This window comes from Erythrobacter crassostreae (genome assembly GCF_019204045.1).
Taxonomy (GTDB): Bacteria; Pseudomonadota; Alphaproteobacteria; order Sphingomonadales; family Sphingomonadaceae; genus Erythrobacter; species Erythrobacter crassostreae.
In genome coordinates this window covers 147,315-165,357 of sequence record NZ_JAGSPC010000001.1, presented here as the reverse complement: position 1 = coordinate 165,357, position 18,043 = coordinate 147,315, and the positions used below count along the sequence as shown (strand labels likewise).

The following is an 18,043-nucleotide window of genomic DNA, read 5'->3' as shown; positions in this document are numbered from 1 at the left end:
GTTTCGGGTCTTTGGGAGGGACTTTCAAAAATGCGTATTTCCGCTCGGCTGATGGCAGCCAGTGCACTTGCTGTTTTGGTTTCTGCATGCGGTGCCGGTGCGCCGGTTCAAACAGCGGCGAGCACGCCGCCCGTTCAAGAAGTTGCAGCCTCAACCGAAGATGCCGCCGAACGGCAGATCGCTGATCTCCTCGCTCGCATGTCGCTGGAGCGTAAGGTTGCGCAGCTGATCATGCCAGACATTGCCTCGGTCACGCCAGCCGATGTTGAAAAATACCGGTTCGGCACCGTGCTGAACGGCGGCAATTCCGGCCCTTACAACAATGACTTTGCACCCGCCGAAGACTGGCTGAAGCTGGCTGATGAATTTTGGGAGGCTTCGACAAAGTCGCTTGCCAATGGTGAACCGGCGGTCCCGATGATTTGGGGCACAGACGCGGTTCACGGCCATGCCAACGTGATCGGTGCGACGATCTTTCCGCACAACATCGCGCTGGGCGCGACGGGCGATCCCGATCTGATCCGCAAAATTGGCGCGGCAACAGCAGTCGAGATTGAGATTACCGGCATCGACTGGACCTTTGCCCCGACTGTGGCGGTTGCCCGCGATGATCGCTGGGGTCGCACTTACGAAAGCTATTCCGAAGACCCTGTCCGTGTCGCCGCGATGGGTGTCGCCATGGTCGAGGGATTGCAGGGCAAACCAGGCGATGATGATTTCTTGGGAGCAGGCCGGGTTATTGCCACGGCCAAGCACTTCTTCGGCGATGGCGGCACGGCGCAAGGGGTCGACCAAGGTGAGGTAAACGGTGACATCGAAGACCTGAAAGCGGTTCATGTCACGCCTTACCCGCCAGCAATTGATGCTGGATTGGGCTCCGTCATGGCCAGCTTCAACTCGATCAATGGCAAGAAAATGCATGGCAACAAAGCGCTGCTGACAGACTTGCTACGCGGCGAAATGGGCTTTGACGGTTTGGTCGTCGGGGACTGGAACGGACACGGCCAGATCAAAGGCTGCACCAACACCGATTGTCCGCAAGCCATGTTGGCGGGCCTTGATGTCTATATGGTGCCCGAAGATTGGAAGGGGCTTTACGAGACAACGCTGGCTCAGGTGAAAGACGGCACGATCCCTGAAGCGCGGATCGATGAAGCCGTTGTTCGCGTGCTCCGCATTAAACAGCGCGCCGGTATTCTGGATGGTGAAGTCAAGCCGTCTCTGCGCCCGAACGCTGGCGACTGGAGCAAGCTCGGTTCGGCTGACCACCGTGCAATCGCGCGCGAAGCAGTCGCGAAATCCATGGTGCTTTTGAAGAATGACGGGGTGCTCCCGATCAAGGAAGGGGCCAACATCATGGTCGCTGGCACCGCAGCGGACAGTATCGCACAGCAAGCCGGTGGTTGGACGATCACTTGGCAGGGCGGCGGAGAGCTAACCAACGATGATTTTCCCGGTGCGACATCAATTCTTGCGGGTATCCAAGACGCAGCGAAAGCGGCGGGCGGAAGTGTTGATTTCTCGCTCTACGGCACTCTTGCCGAAGGGCAGGAGCCAGATGTCGCTATCGTCGTGTTCGGTGAAGAGCCTTACGCCGAATTCGTCGGTGATCGTAAGGACCTCGCGTTCCGCGACGAGGAAGGGTTGAAAACCCTGCGCCGTCTCAAGGATGCCGGTGTCCCAACAGTCGCCGTATTCCTTTCTGGTCGCCCGATGTGGGTGAACCGCGAGCTTAATGTGGCAGATGCATTTGTGGCTGCCTGGCTTCCGGGCAGCGAAGGCGCGGGCGTCGCTGATTTCCTTTACGGAAAAACGGGAACGAACGGGGCGCTGTCTTTCAGCTGGCCTGCAGGTTGCGACGGTGATCCGCTCAATGGCCCTGACGGTGCGCTTTTCCCGGTCGGCTTTAGTCGGTCGATGAACAACACTGCTCCGTTCGGAACGCTCAGCGAAGAATGCGCGGCGCTGGACGCTGGCGGTGCTTCTGATTGGTTTACTGCAGGCCGTCTCGCTGAACGGGTTAAGGCTTTGTCGAAAGGGACCGAGATCCCCGATCTGCGCGGCGCTGCTGGCGGCGTAGTCGCGCGCGGGATCGACCGGAACACTCAGGAAGATGCCCGAGAGATCACATTCGGTCCGGGCACCGCGCTTGATCTGAGCGGTCCGCAGGGCGGCAATGCGTACCGTATCGCCTATCAAGTCACGCAGCGTCCCGCTGGTCCGGTTGTGCTTGCCAGCAACGGCAGCACGCTCGACATATCGCGCGAAATGCTGGTCGCAGAAGGCAAAGGCTGGCGCGAAATGGTGCTGACACCAGCGTGTCTTGCGGGGCTTAGCAATGCCCTGACAATTCGTTCGGAAGCGCCATTTTCGATCCAGATTTCAGCTATTGCACGGGAAGATGCAGCCGAAGGGGCAGAGTGCTCATTCTGATCGTGCAATCGAATGCGGCTGGACGTAACGCAGGAACGCGTTAGTCCTGTCGCCTTAGGGATCCGGACCAAGGCCGATAAGAGCCAAAGTCCACGGGGGAGTATGTTCAAGTGACACTCGAGACTATCGATATCATCATCATCGCGGCCTATGCGCTCGCGCTGCTCGGCATTGCATTGTTTGTAAGCCGGGAGCCCGCGGGGCACGAGAAAAACACCGAGGATTATTTCCTCGCTGGGCGCGCATTGCCTTGGTGGGCAATCGGTGCCTCACTGATTGCATCGAATATCTCGGCCGAGCAAATCATTGGCCAGTCGGGCCAGGGTTTCGCCATCGGTATCGCGATTGCCGCCTATGAATGGCAGGCCGCAATTGTTCTCTTGATCGTCGCGAAATACTTCCTGCCAATCTTCCTGAAGCGCCAGATTTACACCATGCCGCAATTCCTCGACCAGCGGTATGGTTCGGGCGTGAAGACATTGATGAGTGTTTTCTGGGTGTTCCTTTACACCGCTGTGAACCTCACCGCTGTTTTGTGGTTGGGCGGTCTTGCGGTTGATACGCTGACCGGCTGGGGCGTGATGACATCGATGATGGCGCTCGCCGCTTTTGCTGTGCTGTATTCGCTTTATGGCGGCCTGAAAGCTGTTGCGCTCACCGATATTATTCAGGTTGTGATCCTGATTATCGGCGGCTTTGCCATCACCTGGTTTGCGCTCGACGCGCTGCCTGCGGATGGCGCTATCGGCGGCTTCGGATATCTGATGCAGGAAATGCCGGGCCATTTCGAGATGATCCTCGACGAAGGCGATACCGGCTATAGCGACCTTCCGGGTATCTGGACGCTGCTTGGCGGACTGTGGGTGCTGCACTTCAGCTATTGGGGCTTTAACCAGTACATCATTCAGCGCGCGCTGGGTGCGGAGAACCTTGGCGAAGCGCAAAAGGGTCTCGCTTTTGCAGCATTCCTGAAACTGCTCGTGCCGTTCATCGTGGTTATCCCGGGCATCGCGGCTGTCATCCTTGCCCAGCAGGGTATGCTCGATCAGGCGGCGCTGGCTGAGAAATCGGACCGGACATATGGCCAATTGATGGGCTTTGCGCCCGCTGGCCTGCGCGGATTGGTCTTTGCGGCTCTGATCGCGGCGATTGTGTCTTCGCTCGCTTCGATGATGAACTCGATCTCTACCATCTTCACAATGGACCTCTATCGCAGCGTTCGCGCTGACGAGAGCGAGAAACATTACGTGATGGTTGGCCGGATCACCGCCTTTGTCGCGATGGGCCTCGCGCTGGTTCTTGCCCGTCCGTTCCTCGGTGGTTTTGAAAGCGCGTTTCAGACGGTTCAGGAATACACCGGCTATATCGCACCGGGTATCGTGATTGTCTTCCTGCTCGGTTTCTTCGACAAGAAAGCGAACACTGCGGGCGCATTCACTGCGCTTATCGGTTCGGTTCTGCTGAACATCGCGCTGAAATTCGGTGCGCCTGATGTGCCATTCATTATCCGCATCTGGATTGTCTTTGTGGTCGCCCTTGTTGCTGCAATTGCGGTCTCGCGGATGACGCGCGCTCCGGACGAAGAACGCACCGTCAAGCTCGGCGACATCAGCTTTGCGACGACGATGCTTTTCAACACGCTCTCAATGCTGACCGTCGCCATCCTTGTTGGCCTCTATATCGTTCTGTGGTGATAGGCTAAGCCCCGTCCTGTGATGGACGGGGCCCACCAACAGATGCGTATTGTGCTTGCAGGGGCGAGCGGCACAATCGGCCGCGCGGTGCAGCAGGCATTGGAGGATAGCGGACATCAGGTGACCGCTATCACACGCAGCGACTTCGCATCGGAGGATGGCTTGCCAAAAGCATTCGCCGCGGCAAAGCCGGACACAGTCATTTCCTGCATCGCATCGCGCAGTGGATCACCCAAAGATGCCGAAGCGGTCGACTTTCTGGCCAATCTCAGGCTGCTGAAAGCCGCCGAAGCAGCGGGAGCAGAGCACTTCATACTGCTTTCGGCTATCTGTGTTCAAAAGCCTCGGCTGGCCTTCCAGCACGCAAAGATCGCGTTCGAGCGGGCGCTTAAAGCATCGCAGATCGACCACACAATTGTGCGGCCGACAGCGTTCTTCAAATCGCTGTCGGGACAGGTGGAGCGGGTCCAAAAGGGCAAGCCGTTTATGATTTTCGGCGATGGCAATCTGACCCGTTGCAAGCCGATCAGTGACCGCGATCTGGCGCGTTTCATCGCCGATTGCGTAATCGATCCTGCACGCCGCAAACAGGTTCTGCCAATTGGCGGACCGGGCCCTGCGATTTCCCTGCGCCAGCAAGGCGAGTTGATCTTTGAGCTTACGGGTGAAGAGCCGCGCTTCAAATCCATTTCGCCGCGTCTGTTTACCGGCGCGGCAAAGGTCCTGTCATGGGGCGCCCCCTTATCTGATTGGCTGGCCGAAAAGGCCGAATATGCCCGCATCGCGCATTATTACGCGACTGAAAGCATGCTGGTACTTGATCCAGAAAGCGGCGAATATAGCGCTGAAAAAACGCCTGAATTTGGCAGCGACACCTTGGCCGACCACTACCGTGGTTTGTTGAAGGAGCACGGATGAATGCGCTCCGTTTCCTACTCGCGCCGCCTCGCGTAGAAAGCCCGTGATGAATAACGATGACAGCCTGCATCTTGGAAAGTCACACATTGTGCGCGCTCGGCGCTTTCAAGGCTTTGACGCGCTTGGGAAAAATCCGCTTGCAGCTTTTCACGGGACCTGCGTTTCGTGTCGTCCACTTCCATTCGCGCTGGTGCAGAGTCATGATGGAGACGCGGCGTGAGCAGTGAAAACCTGATCTTCACGCTCGTCAGCTGCGCGTTCTTTATGGGACTTGTCGGCTGGATTAGCTGGCTAAAGACGCGGGGGACGACAGAGACCAAAGACGGATACTTCCTTGCCGGACGCGGGCTTGGTGCGACCTTTATTGCAGGCTCTCTGCTCCTCACTAATCTTTCCGCCGAACAGCTTATCGGGCTGAACGGGTCGGCATATGGTTTCAACATGTCGAGCATGGGCTGGGAAGTAACGGCTGCGGTCGCAACGATTGCGATGGCGCTGATATTCCTGCCCAAATACCTTGCCGGCGCGTTCACGACTTTGCCGCAGTTTCTTAATGACCGGTTTGATCCGGTGGTGCGTCGCATGTCTGTGGTGCTGTTTATGCTGGGATACGGTCTCGTGACGATCCCCAGCGTGCTTTACTCCGGCAGCCTCGCAGTGATCGCGTTGTTCGATGTGCCCGCTCTAACGGGCCTTGGCGATTTTGAAGCGCTGGTGGCGATGGTCATCCTGATTGGGGTTACCGGATCGATCTATGCGATCTTTGGCGGTCTGCGGGCAGTGGCGATTTCGGATACGCTCAACGGCGTTGGTTTGCTGATCATAGGTGTATTGGTGCCGGTCTTCGGCTTGATCGCGCTGGGCGGCGGAGATTTCGGTGCAGGGTTGGCGCAGCTAACCGCGGAAAACCCTGAAAAACTCAACGCGATCGGTGCTTCCGATGATCCGACGCCGTTCGGCACGATCTTCACCGGTATGGTGTTCGCCAACCTGTTTTATTGGTGCACCAATCAATATGTGATCCAGCGGACGCTTGGGGCGCGGAGCCTAGCCGAAGGGCAAAAGGGCGTGTTGTTTTCCGGCTTTTTCAAAATACTCGTACCGTTCATGATGATGATCCCCGGCGTGATCGCGTTTCACCTTTATGGGCCTGGATTGGGCACAATTGATGAAGCCTATCCGCGCCTGATCCGCGATGTCTTGCCGGTCTATCTTTCCGGGTTTTTCCTGGCGGTGCTGCTTGGCGCGGTGTTTTCATCGTTCAATTCTCTGCTCAACAGCGCGGCGACTTTGTTCAGTCTGGATGTCTATGCACCGGCTCGCGGGGACAAGGCGAGCGATGAAGAACTGGTCCGCGTTGCCAAGATTGCCAGCCTGGTGATTGCGCTGTTCTCGTTTGTTGTGGCCCCCATGCTTGCTTTCGCACCCGAGGGGCTATGGCAGATCATCCGCATCTTCACCGGCTTTTACAACATTCCGACCGTGGTGATCGTGATCGTCGGGTTGTTCACGGCCCGTGTACCGGCGCTGGGTGCGAAGATCGTGATCGTCTTCCATGTCGCCGTATATGGTTTGATCCGGTTTGTGTTCGACGATGTGATCACGCTGCACTTCATCCACCTGTACGCCGTACTGTTCTGGATAGAGGTCGGAATTATGCTCGCTTGCGGCTGGTTAAAACCGCGCGAGACAGCATGGAATTTTACACGGAACGATCAGGTGGACATGACCCCGTGGCGGTTTGCGAAGCCATTGGCTGTCACGCTGTTCAGCTGTGTCGTGGCGACATACCTGCTGTTTTCGCCGGTGGGGCTGGCGTCAGAAACCGGGCCCGGTGCGCTGTTTTTCGCGCTGATCGGGGTAATTTTTACGGCCAACCTGTTGTTCTGGATTTTGACCAGTTTCGGGCGATCAGATACGATTAAGGTGCCAGCCGATACGTAGGGGGAAGGGTACGTATTGTTGCTGGATGAAGTTTTATGGAGGCCTTCGGGCTTGGATCTGAGATGTCGAGAAATACCAAACGACCTTATACCCGGCCAACACTGCGGCCTTATGGGAGTGTCCGGAATTTGACCGGCGGCAGTGTCGGTCCTGGCAATGATGGTTTTGGCGGGTTCACCGGTGAAACTGGCACGGGCATGATGGGTATGGGCGGCATGGGAATGATGTCCGATCGCCGGCTTAAGCAGAACATTCGGAAAGTCGGCGATCATCCCGCTGGGTTCGGATTATACCTGTTCGATTATCGGCCTGAGTTTGCAGAGCTCTGCGAAGGAAGCGATGTCTTTGGCGCTATGGCCGATGAAGTTCGCGAAGTGCGCCCTCATGCAGTTTCAAAACATCCGTCGGGCTACTGGATGGTCGATTATGCGCAGCTGGGCATCACCCAGCATTAGGCAATGAGCGAGGCCAGAACGCGCCTTTTGCCCTCAAACGGTTTGCGGCCATGCATGACAAGGAAGTTATCGATCAAGGCGACGTCGCCTGATTGCCATTCCAGATCAACGGTTAGCTCGTCGGCGATCGCAATTGCTGGGGCCATATCTTCCGATGTGATCGGTTCGCCGTTGCCAAATGTAATGGCCCGGTTCGGATCATTGCGGCTGTCGGCCCAGCCACGGAACGCGGCGATTAATTGGTTGAAGAATGTCCTGCGGCCATCGGCGAGCTTGCGAATGGCGGGCAAGGCAGGGGTGGTGACACGCAAAGTCTCCTCTGCTTGCCATTCCCATGAATATCCCAAGTCGCGCAGCCGCGCTTCTGCTGCGCTGCGTGCATCCACGCTTAAAGTGCTGCGCCAGCTGCGGCCCTGACCGGATCCGGCGTCGTCGCTCCCGGGCATAACATTTGTGTATCGCACCCCCTCTGCTTCGATGCGGGTCACAAGTTCGGGCGCAGTTTTTGCAAGGGTGTCGAGCACCCAATCAGATCGACAAACCGGTGTCGCGCCGCCTGTTTCAGGAGCAATCTCGCAGTAGAAAAACAGCTTTGACGGATAAAGCGGTGTCTGAGCCATCTCGTGATGCAGAAAAATCTCTGTCGTCGGCGGCGCTTCGTTGGCGGTGAAGACGCGCGTCGTGACATTGGTGCGAACCGCGTTCGACAGCGAATCTTCATACGTAAAGCCTGGCTCGCCGTACCCTTCAATCGCAGCATCAAAGGCGTGCGGATCGGGCACGTCAAACCCGCGAAACAGCAGCGCGCCAGCATTGGCGAGCGCTGCATCGACAGCGCCTTTATTCGCGGCAAGAAACGCGGCGAGGTCACCGCCGCCCTCGATGATTGCGGGAAAGCTTTGCTGTGTCATATCAATCGTAAATCGGGTGGAATGTGTTGAAAGCGGCTTCGGTAAATGCGCCTGGATCGTTGAACCGGCGGTCTTGATTGAGCGAGGAAATTGCCGCCATTTCGACCCGGCTCAACTCAAAGTCATCAATGTCCAGATTTTCGCGCATGCGCTCCGGCTTTGTCGTCTTCGGGATGATCGCAGTACCGCGTTGAATGCCCCAGCGAAGCAGGACCTGAGCAGGCGTTTTGCAGTGCGCGCTTGCCGCCACCATGACCGGTGCAGCACCAAGAAGGCTGTCGCCCTCCGCTGCCATATTCAGTTCGAAATAGCTTTGCGCGCCCAGCGGCGAAAACGCCGTTACGTCCACCCCATAATCGCCCGCCAACCGGATCAGGCGCTCTTGTGTGAGATAAGGATGGCTTTCGATCTGAAGCATCGCAGGCCTGATGCGCGAATAGGTCATCAGATCGTGGAGCAATCCTGAATTGTAATTGCACACGCCGATATTCTTCACGAGGCCTTTGTCTACCAAAGTCTCCATCGCCGCCCATGTCTGATGAAGAGGCACTTTGGCCAGCTTCATGCCAGCACCATCTGTTTCAGGTTCATGGACCCATTCCGGCGGATAGCGGGTCGAGATGGGAACATATTCCAGCGCGATCGGGAAGTGGATCAGATAGAGATCGAGAAAATCAAGGCCAAGATCGCCCAATGACTTGCGGCAGGCTTCCTCAACATGCTCTGGCGCGTGGAATGTGTTCCAGAGCTTTGATGTGATCCAAAGCTCCTCACGCGAAACCAGTCCTTCGCTTACCGCGCGAGCGATGCCGTCGCCGGTCTGCACTTCATTGCCATAATCCGCAGCGCTATCGAAATGACGATAGCCCGCGCGCACCGCTTCCACGACCGTATCTGCTGTCTTGTCCTGCGGGATTTTCCATAGGCCAAAGCCGCTGCGGGGCATGTTCGAAAGCATGGTCAGTCCTTGGCAGTGAATGAGATATCGACCGGACAGCCGGATGCGATGCTTTGCTGCGCGGCCGCACCGATTACGACTGATCGGTACCCGTCGCGCGCATCGATTAAAGGGTCGGTACCGTTTAGGAGGGCATCATGGAAATCGCGCAGCTGGAAATAGGTTGCGCCGTGGTGATCACCTGCCGCGAGCGCATCCGGCGGCGTTTCGACATGGGTCACAAACGGGCCGGATTTGTCGCGCGGTGACCATGTGACTTCGCCTACAGGCAGCTTCACCTCTAACTTGCCGATGGGCCCGACGGCGCTGATCTCTTCTTGTTGCGCGGATCCTTCGGCGAACATGCACAGGTCAAGCACCGCCCGCCCGCCGCCCGCGAAATCCATCATGACAAATGCGTTGTCGATAATGTCCGGCGTCTCTCCATCATATGTCTCGTCCAGATGGTTCACATCCTGCGCCCCGCTTGCGAAAACACGCACCGGTTCGTCGCGCATTATGTGCCGCATCAGATCGAAGAAATGGCAGCATTTTTCGACCAGAGTGCCGCCTGTATTGCGATTGAAGCGGTTCCAGTCGCCGACCTTCTCGAGGAATGGAAAGCGATGCTCGCGGATTGCCAGCATCTTGATATCGCCGGCTTCGCCTGCGTGAATGCGCTCGATAAAGCGTGTGACCGGCGGCATGTACCGGTATTCCAGACCGACCCAGAAAAGGTTTGGATAATTGCTTGCTGCCACGGCCAATGATTCTGCATCGGGAACAGTCGTGCACATCGGCTTTTCGAGCAGAATGGCCGCACCCGTTTCCATGACGGGTTTGACTGCATCGAAATGGGTGTAGTTTGGCGAGGCGATAATGACCGCATCGGGTTTTGCTTCAGAAAGCATGGTCGCAGTATCTTCGAACAGCCGCACGTCCTGCCCCAGCCGGCTGGCAAGGTCGTGTGCTTCTTTGCGTGATCCGGCATCCGGATCGGCAATCGCTATCAGATTTGCCCCCTCGACCAGCGCGAGGTTCTGCATATGCTCGCGGCCCATCATGCCGCATCCGATAATGGCGTAGTTGCGCGTTCCGATCATGGCTGTGCCCATGTGGTAGAGGGTTTGACTTGGCAAGCGATCATCAGGATAGCCGAGTGATTGATACACCGGCGGGCGCGATAGTCTCGCCAGTTGGCTCAAACGTTACCGGCTTGCCCGCGTAATTGATGGCAAACAGATGTGAGGCGGTGCGGCGAACGCGCAGTCCCTTTGGCAAAGGCATCGTATCAATTCCCGCCTCTACGGACATTCGCTCAACCAAAGAACGAAGCAAAGCGTCGTCGGGCCATGCTCCGCAATATCGCGCATGCTTGTGTTTGAAGACCACACCTCGTCCGTCTTTAAGGGCAAATTCCGGCTCAATGTTGCTCTCGATTTGCTCGACCCACCGGGACACTGAGAAATCATCGCCCTGCTCGACAATTCCGTTCCGCAGGGATTCTACGCGTGAGACGGTGAGCGGGATAAGATCATTCAGGGCGCCGGGGGCGAGATCATCGGGAATGCGGAAGTTGGCGGTCTTGCTGCCCGACCGGGGGCCGATAAGGACGGGGCAATCCAGCGCTTTCAACTTCGCGACCAGATCGTCTGACACAATCGGCAGCGTCGGAGCGACGACCATTTTGTATTCACCGATCGGTGCATCCGGCGAGACGATGTCGACATCAAGGCCAAGCTTACGCAGCGCCGAATACCATTGGTAAGCAAGCTCCAGATACCGGAAGCTCTGGCCCTGCGGCTGGATCCCGCACACCCACGCTGCTTCATATGAAAACACCAAAGCAACCGGTGCCTTGGCCAGTCTCTGCGGACCTATGTCTGCGATGATATCGGCGACCTCGCGCGCCTCATGTGCGGCCTCGGCATCCTTGCCATCCGGCCTCAGCAACCCTGCATGCATCTGTTCCTGCGCGAAGGGTGCCTGCCGCCAGCGGAAATAGCTGGTGAACTCGGCCCCGTGCGCCATCGCCTCTAAAGACCATAGCGCGACCATTCCGGGCAGCGGGGCAGGGTTATAACGCGCCCAGTTCACCGGACCTGGCTGTTGCTCCATTACGGCCCAGCGGCCTGTGCCCGTGACGCCGCGATACAGATCATGGTGGAACGCGGCGATATCAGGGTGGCCCTGACGCAGGTAATCACGCTTGTCGTCTTCGCCGAACCAGAACTGTTCAAGAAAGCCGAGCGGGTACGAATCCCAAGTCGCCACATCAAGATCGCGGGCCGTGTCGTAGTGATCGAACTCCGTGAAAAATCCCATGAAATTGTGCGTGATATCGCGGTGTGGCGAATGGGCGCGAAGGATTTCGGTTTGCTCACGATTGAAGCTCGCTACTTCGTCAGAAGCGAAACGGCGATAGTCCAGCCAGTGCGCAGGGTTCGCTTCGGTTACGGTCAGATGTGGCGGGTCAACTTCGGCAAAAGAGCGGTACTCCATGCTCCAAAACACGTTGCCCCACGCCAAGTTGAGGGCATCTGGCGTTCCGTATCGCGCGCCTAGCCATTCGCGGAAACGCGACGCGGAGGCATCGGAGAAGCTCAGGATCGTATCGTGGCAGCCATATTCATTGTCAGTCTGCCATGCGGTGACAGCAGAGTGCTGCCCGTAGCGTTCGGCCATGGCGGTGACGATCCGCCTGCACTCAGCGCGGTATCCGGTATGGGAGAAGCAATAATGCCGCCGCGATCCGAACCCGCGCGGGCGGCCTTGATCATCGATTGCCACCATATCCGCCATCTGATCCACCAGCCATTTTGGCGGCGTGGCCGTCGGCGTGCCGAGGATGACTTGCAAGCCGGCTGCATGCAGCGTCTCTATTGCGCGGTCGAGCCAGTCCCAAACCAGCTTGCCGGGTTCGGGCTCAATCCGGCTCCACGCGAATTCTCCGATCCGCACAAGCGACAGCCCCATTTCGGCCATTCGGTGCGCGTCGTCTGCCCAATTGTCTTCGGGCCAGTGTTCGGGGTAATAGCAGCAGCCAAGTTTCATAACCTTCGCCGTTTCCGCTCGCGTGTGAAATATTGCAAGTGCGTTTGCCCATTTGACGCATTTACAGATATAAAAATATCTTTATATCCGTCCGTATGGCCGTCGATACGATCTTCAAAGCATTGGCTGACCCGACCCGCCTGCGGATTGCTCGCTTGCTCGGGACGATGGAGCTTGCAGTGGGTGAACTGGCCCAGGCTCTCGGTCAGAGCCAACCACGCGTTTCGCGCCATGTTGGCATTCTGTGCGATGCCGGAATAGCGGAAAGACGCCGTGAAGGCAGTTGGGTTTTCCTGCGGTCAACCGGCGGCTCCGATCAGGCCAACCCTATTGTGGCAGCTCTCGAGCATGTGCTTGCCGTGGTAGAGCGCGAAGACGCAGAATTTGCGCAAGTCTGCGAAAGCGACCGGCGCAAACTGGCGGCAATCCGCGACGCACGCGAGCAATCAGCCGAAACCTATTTTGCCCAGCACGCCGGTGAATGGGATGATTTGCGCGCCCTCCACAGTCCGGACGCGCAGGTTGAAGAACAGCTTGGCAAAGCTCTTTCCAATGCGCCGCTGGGTGCCACACTCGATATCGGCACCGGTACCGGCCGGATGGCGGAGTTCTTTGCCAAAGACGCAGATCACGTTGTTGCGCTCGACAAAAATCTTGAGATGTTGCGCATTGCCCGTGCGAAACTTCAGCATTTGCCCGCTGCTCAGATCGAGCTTGTTCAGGGCGATTTTGCTGAACTTCCTCTTCCTGATGCGAGTTTCGACACTGTGCTGCTGCATCAGGTGCTCCATTTCGCGCAAGATCCCGCGATCCCTTTGGCTGAGGCCGCGCGTGTCACCCGCACTGGAGGGCGGATCGCCATCGTCGATTTCGCCAACCATGACCGTGAAGAACTTCGCACCCGTCACCAGCACGCCCGCCTTGGTTTCTCAGACCGGCAAATGCGCGACCTCCTGCGCAGTGCGGGTTTTTCCGCACGCGATCCGATTGCTTTGGATGGCGGGGAACTTGTCGTCAAAATCTGGATTGGGAAAAGGCGCGACGTGCCGGCCCCGCAAAACCTCTAAACACCTGCCAAAGAGCACCCCCAATGACCCCAACACTCGACCAGCTTCAGGAAGCGAAAACGGCCCTGAATGCGCCACTGTTTTCCGATCTCCCCGGCGATATCGACATCAGTTTCGAATTTTTCCCGCCCAAGAACGAGAAGATGGCGCAGACATTGTGGGACAGCGTCGCGACTCTCGGACCGCTGGGCCCGCGTTTCGTGTCGGTCACCTACGGTGCGGGCGGGTCAACGCGTGAGCGGACTCATGAGCAAGTTGTTCGTATTCAGAACGAGGCAAAAATTCCGGCGGCCGCGCATCTGACCTGCGTCAACGCGACAAAGGAAGAAGTGGACGAGGTTGCCCGCCATTATTGGGCTGAAGGAATTCGCCACATTGTCGCGTTGCGCGGCGATGCGCCGGATGGTTCGCAGCAATACAAGCCGCATCCCGGCGGATACGCGAACGCAGCCGATCTTATTGCCGGATTGAAGAAGGTCGCGGACTTTGAAATATCGGTCGCGGCCTATCCCGAAGTCCATCCAGATTCTCCTGATGCGCAGGCTGATATCGACAATCTCAAAGCCAAGTTTGATGCCGGTGCTGACCGCGCGATCACTCAGTTTTTCTTCGATCCCGAATGCTTCTTCCGTTTCCGCGATGATGTCGCGGCGGCAGGGATTGATGCGGAAATTGTACCGGGCATTATGCCGGTTATGAGCTTTGCCGCGGTCCAGCGTATGTCGGGCATGTGCGGCACAGAGATTCCGGGCTGGATGAAAGGGCTGTTTGATGGCCTCGATGAACGCCCGGCCGCGCGCCAGTTGGTTTCCGCAACAATCGCTGCAGAGCTTTGCCGCAAGCTTTACGCAGGCGGCGAGCGCAATTTCCATTTCTACACACTCAACCGGGCCGAGCTGAGTTATGCGATCTGCCACATGCTTGGCAAACGCCCTGTTGGAGGCCCGGCATGAGCGCCCGCGCGCGTCTTCACGCTGCTGCCGCCGAACGCGTTTTGATATCTGACGGAGCATTCGGCACGCAGATTCAAGAGCGCAAGCTGACCGAAGAAGATTACGCTGGTGATCTTGGCTTGAAAGCGGATCAGAAGGGTAACAACGATATTCTCGCGTTAACGCGGCCCGATGTGATCAAGGACATCACCCGCGCTTATCTGGATGCGGGATCGGATGTTGTCTCGACCAACACATTCTCGGCCAACCGGATCAGTCAGGCTGACTATGCTGCCGAAAATCAGGTCGCAGCGATCAACATCGCAAGCGGCAAGATCGCACGCGCATTGGCCGATGAGTATGAAGCAAAAGACGGCAAACCCCGCTTTGTCGCAGGCGCGATCGGACCAACCAACAAAACCCTCTCGCTCAGCCCGGATGTCGAAGACCCCGGTTTTCGAGAGATCGACTTTGATGAACTGACGGCGGTCTACAAAGAACAAGCCGCCGCGCTGATCGAAGGCGGATGCGATTTCATCCTGATCGAAACAGTGTTTGATACGCTCAATGCCAAAGCGGGCATTATGGCGGTCAAACAGCTTGAGAATGACCTTGGCCGCGAAGTGCCTGTGATGATTTCGATGACACTTACCGACCTGTCCGGTCGCAATCTGTCCGGCCACACGGTTGAGGCGTTTTGGTACGCTGTACGCCACGCAAACCCGATCACAATCGGCCTCAATTGCAGCTTTGGCGCCGATCAATTGCGCCCGCATATCCAATCGCTTTCCGGGATCGCGGACACTTTGTTGATGGCATATCCGAATGCGGGCCTACCCAACGAACTGGGTGAGTACGACGAAATGCCCGAAACCACAGCGGGTCTCGTAAAACTATGGGCCGCGAACGGTCAGGCCAATATCCTTGGCGGATGCTGTGGCTCGTCGCCTGCGCACATCAAGGCAATTGCGGAGGCTGTAAAAGGCCTGCCGCCGCGCACAATCCCAGAGGACAATTCAGCGATGCGCCTCGCCGGACTTGAGCCGTTTGTGGTGGCGGCCTGATGTCAGAGCAAAAGAGCAGCGCGCGCTTCATCAATATCGGTGAGCGCACCAATGTGACCGGCTCTGCCCGGTTTAAGAAACTGATCATGGCGGATGATTACACCGCCGCTGTCGAGGTCGCGCGCCAGCAGGTCGAAAACGGCGCGCAGGTGATTGACGTCAACATGGACGAAGGCTTGCTCGACGCCGAGCATGCGATGACGACCTTCCTCAAATTGATCGCAGCCGAGCCGGATATTGCCCGCGTGCCGGTTATGATCGACAGTTCCAAATGGGACGTGATCGAAGCGGGCCTGAAATGCGTTTCCGGTAAGCCGATTGTGAACTCAATCAGCATGAAGGAAGGCGAGGAGCCTTTCCTGGAGCACGCACGCAAATGCATGGCGTACGGTGCGGCTGTTGTGATCATGGCGTTCGATACTGTGGGGCAAGCTGACACAAAAGAGCGCAAGGTCGAAATCTGCAAACGCGCCTATGACCTGCTTGTCGGTATCGGGTTTCCGCCTGAAGACATCATTTTCGATCCCAACATTTTTGCGGTCGCCACCGGCATCGAAGAACACAACCGTTACGGTCTGGACTTCATCGAAGCGGTGCAGGAAATCAAAGCGCAATGCCCGCACGCCAAAACAAGCGGCGGCCTTTCCAACCTCTCTTTCAGCTTCCGCGGCAATGAAACTGTGCGCCGCGCGATGCATTCTGTGTTCCTTTATCACGCCATTCCGGCGGGCTTGGACATGGCCATCGTCAATGCCGGCCAGCTTGATGTGTATGACACGATCGATCCCGAATTGCGCGATGCGTGCGAGGATGTGATCCTGATGCGCCGGGACGATGCGACCGAGCGACTGATCGACCTTGCCGAAAGCTACAAAGGCAAATCCGTCGCCGACGAAAAAGCAGCCGAGGAATGGCGCGGCTGGGAAGTGCGCAAGCGGCTGGAGCACGCGCTCGTCAAAGGCATCGATGCGCATATCGTCGATGACACAGAAGAAATGCGCAGCGCGATCGATGAGGATGGCGGGCGGCCTATCGAAGTGATCGAAGGCCCGCTTATGGATGGCATGAATGTCGTCGGCGACCTGTTCGGCAGCGGCAAGATGTTCCTGCCGCAGGTCGTGAAATCCGCGCGCGTGATGAAAAAAGCGGTCGCGCACCTCATTCCCTTTATCGAAGCGGAAAAGGACCTGCTTCCTGAATCGCAGCGCAAGGCCAAAGGCAAGGTCATCATGGCTACGGTCAAAGGTGACGTGCACGATATCGGCAAAAACATCGTTGGCGTGGTTTTGCAGTGCAACGGGTATGATGTGATCGACCTTGGCGTAATGGTGCCGTGGCCGAAAATCCTTGAAGTGGCCAAAGAAGAGAACGCCGATATGATTGGGCTATCCGGCCTGATCACTCCTTCGCTGGACGAGATGGTGACCGTTGCCGAAGAAATGCAGCGCGCTGAAATGACGATGCCGCTTCTGATCGGCGGGGCGACCACCAGCAAGGTGCACACCGCGCTGAAAATCGATCCGAATTACGACGGCCCGGTCATCCACGTTCTCGACGCGAGCCGCGCCGTCGGTGTCGCCTCTAAACTGTTGTCGGACACACAGCGCGATGATTTCGTAGCAGAAACCGCTGCCGAATACGAGAAAACGCGCGCAGCACGCGCAGGCAAATCACCCAGCGTGTTGCTTTCTATCGAGGAAGCGCGCGCCAACAATTATGATCCGTTTTACAGTGACAAACCTGCGCCGCCATTGAAGCCGGGCGTGCATGTCTATGATGATTGGAACCTTGCCGATCTACGCCAGTGCATCGACTGGACGCCGTTCTTCCGCGCATGGGAATTGCACGGCAATTATCCGGCCATTCTGACAGATGATGTGGTGGGGGAAACCGCCAGCCAGTTATTCGATGATGCCAATGCGATGCTGGATCAGATCATTGGCGAGAAATGGCTAACAGCGCGCGGTGTTGCGGGCCTGTGGCCGTGCGCGCGCGATGGCGATGATGTGACCATCCACCGCGTTCGGCGCGAAGAGCACGTGACGCTGCCATTCCTGCGCCAACAAGTGAAGAAAAGCCGCGACCGCGCCAATATGTGCCTTGCCGATTTTATCGATCCTGATGGAGACTGGATTGGCGGCTTTGCCGTGGGCATCCACGGGATCGAGCCGCATATTGCGCGCTTTCAGGCGGACAAGGATGACTATTCTGACATCCTCCTAAAGGCTCTGGCTGACCGTTTTGCGGAAGCCTTTGCAGAGCGCCTGCATCAGCATGTCCGGGTTGATCTATGGGGCTATGCGCCCGGTGAACAGCTCACCAACGAAGCGCTGATCAAAGAGCAATATCGCGGAATTCGCCCTGCACCGGGCTATCCAGCGTGCCCGGATCACTCGCTCAAACCGATCTTGTTCGAACTGCTCGAAGCGGAGCAGAATGTCGGGCTGACCTTGACCGAAAGCTTCGCCATGTGGCCGACCGCTGCTGTATCCGGCTTTTACTTTGGCCATCCGGAATCGGAATATTTCGGTGTGGCACGTGTGGGCCGGGACCAGCTTGAGGAATATGCGACGCGGCGCGGAGTTGATCTGGAAACGGCCGAGCGCTGGCTACGGCCCAACCTCGATTAGAGTT

Annotated in this window: 13 protein-coding genes; 9 read left to right on the top strand and 4 right to left on the bottom strand. The window is 57.5% G+C overall.

Annotation, left to right across the window (positions count from 1 at the left end; genetic code table 11):
* Window positions 1-30 precede the first annotated feature (30 nt).
* The 5 genes from KCG46_RS00815 (at window position 31) to KCG46_RS00795 (ending at window position 7,444) form a co-directional block, all read left to right on the top strand.
* Entirely contained in the window at window positions 31-2,433 is a 2,403-nt protein-coding gene (locus KCG46_RS00815) for a glycoside hydrolase family 3 protein (RefSeq protein ID WP_255551693.1), read from the top strand.
* Window positions 2,434-2,543: 110 nt separating this feature from the next.
* Entirely contained in the window at window positions 2,544-4,127 is a 1,584-nt protein-coding gene (locus KCG46_RS00810; RefSeq protein ID WP_218403481.1) for a sodium:solute symporter family transporter, read from the top strand.
* 42 nt (window positions 4,128-4,169) lie between these two features.
* Window positions 4,170-5,045: an NAD(P)H-binding protein gene (locus KCG46_RS00805; RefSeq protein ID WP_218403480.1), complete on the top strand. Its 876-nt coding sequence runs from the start codon at window positions 4,170-4,172 to the stop codon at window positions 5,043-5,045.
* Between the two features lie 216 nt (window positions 5,046-5,261).
* Window positions 5,262-6,989, top strand: a complete 1,728-nt coding sequence (locus tag KCG46_RS00800) for a solute:sodium symporter family transporter (protein WP_218403479.1) — start codon at window positions 5,262-5,264, stop codon at window positions 6,987-6,989.
* 128 nt (window positions 6,990-7,117) lie between these two features.
* Entirely contained in the window at window positions 7,118-7,444 is a 327-nt protein-coding gene (locus KCG46_RS00795; RefSeq protein WP_218403478.1) for a tail fiber domain-containing protein, read from the top strand.
* Here the strand turns inward: KCG46_RS00795 and KCG46_RS00790 are convergent.
* Genes KCG46_RS00790 through KCG46_RS00775 form a run of 4 tightly spaced genes read right to left on the bottom strand, consistent with a single transcriptional unit; the run spans window position 7,441 to window position 12,346 of the window.
* Complete coding sequence (locus tag KCG46_RS00790; RefSeq protein ID WP_218403477.1) at window positions 7,441-8,355, bottom strand: TauD/TfdA family dioxygenase; 915 nt, start codon at window positions 8,353-8,355, stop codon at window positions 7,441-7,443. The two genes, KCG46_RS00795 and KCG46_RS00790, sit on opposite strands and share 4 nt — an antisense overlap.
* Before the next feature lies 1 nt (window position 8,356).
* Window positions 8,357-9,313 (bottom strand): aldo/keto reductase, encoded by a 957-nt coding sequence (locus tag KCG46_RS00785; RefSeq protein ID WP_255551692.1) that lies wholly within the window; start codon window positions 9,311-9,313, stop codon window positions 8,357-8,359.
* Between the two features lie 2 nt (window positions 9,314-9,315).
* The gene (locus tag KCG46_RS00780; protein ID WP_369410144.1) at window positions 9,316-10,464 is read right to left on the bottom strand and encodes a Gfo/Idh/MocA family protein; all 1,149 of its coding nucleotides are present in this window, start codon (window positions 10,462-10,464) and stop codon (window positions 9,316-9,318) included.
* Window positions 10,439-12,346, bottom strand: a complete 1,908-nt coding sequence (locus KCG46_RS00775) for a beta-galactosidase (protein WP_218403476.1) — start codon at window positions 12,344-12,346, stop codon at window positions 10,439-10,441. Before KCG46_RS00775 ends, KCG46_RS00780 begins: the two co-directional genes overlap by 26 nt.
* Window positions 12,347-12,441: 95 nt before the next feature.
* Here KCG46_RS00775 and KCG46_RS00770 point away from each other — a divergent pair, with 95 nt between their 5' ends.
* From KCG46_RS00770 to metH, 4 genes are read left to right on the top strand one after another with little or no spacing between them, the layout of a single operon-like run.
* Entirely contained in the window at window positions 12,442-13,413 is a 972-nt protein-coding gene (locus KCG46_RS00770; RefSeq protein ID WP_218403475.1) for an ArsR/SmtB family transcription factor, read from the top strand.
* 23 nt (window positions 13,414-13,436) lie between these two features.
* On the top strand, window positions 13,437-14,366 hold the full coding sequence (gene metF / locus KCG46_RS00765; protein WP_218403474.1) for a methylenetetrahydrofolate reductase: 930 nt from the start codon (window positions 13,437-13,439) through the stop codon (window positions 14,364-14,366).
* The gene (locus KCG46_RS00760) at window positions 14,363-15,409 is read left to right on the top strand and encodes a homocysteine S-methyltransferase family protein (protein WP_218403473.1); all 1,047 of its coding nucleotides are present in this window, start codon (window positions 14,363-14,365) and stop codon (window positions 15,407-15,409) included. The genes metF and KCG46_RS00760 overlap by 4 nt, the downstream gene beginning before the upstream one ends.
* The gene (metH, locus tag KCG46_RS00755) at window positions 15,409-18,039 is read left to right on the top strand and encodes a methionine synthase (protein ID WP_218403472.1); all 2,631 of its coding nucleotides are present in this window, start codon (window positions 15,409-15,411) and stop codon (window positions 18,037-18,039) included. The genes KCG46_RS00760 and metH overlap by 1 nt, the downstream gene beginning before the upstream one ends.
* Window positions 18,040-18,043: the final 4 nt, after the last annotated feature.

Excerpts from the sequence above, each read along its gene's own strand:
- KCG46_RS00815 (WP_255551693.1), top strand. The coding sequence starts at position 31 with ATGCGTATTTCCGCTCGGCTGATGGCAGCCAGTGCACTTGCTGTTTTG.
- KCG46_RS00805 (WP_218403480.1), top strand. The coding sequence starts at position 4,170 with ATGCGTATTGTGCTTGCAGGGGCGAGCGGCACAATCGGCCGCGCGGTG.
- KCG46_RS00790 (WP_218403477.1), bottom strand. The coding sequence starts at position 8,355 with ATGACACAGCAAAGCTTTCCCGCAATCATCGAGGGCGGCGGTGACCTC.
- KCG46_RS00785 (WP_255551692.1), bottom strand. The coding sequence starts at position 9,313 with ATGCTTTCGAACATGCCCCGCAGCGGCTTTGGCCTATGGAAAATCCCG.
- KCG46_RS00775 (WP_218403476.1), bottom strand. The coding sequence starts at position 12,346 with ATGAAACTTGGCTGCTGCTATTACCCCGAACACTGGCCCGAAGACAAT.
- KCG46_RS00770 (WP_218403475.1), top strand. The coding sequence starts at position 12,442 with ATGGCCGTCGATACGATCTTCAAAGCATTGGCTGACCCGACCCGCCTG.
- metF (WP_218403474.1), top strand. The coding sequence starts at position 13,437 with ATGACCCCAACACTCGACCAGCTTCAGGAAGCGAAAACGGCCCTGAAT.
- KCG46_RS00760 (WP_218403473.1), top strand. The coding sequence starts at position 14,363 with ATGAGCGCCCGCGCGCGTCTTCACGCTGCTGCCGCCGAACGCGTTTTG.
- metH (WP_218403472.1), top strand. The coding sequence starts at position 15,409 with ATGTCAGAGCAAAAGAGCAGCGCGCGCTTCATCAATATCGGTGAGCGC.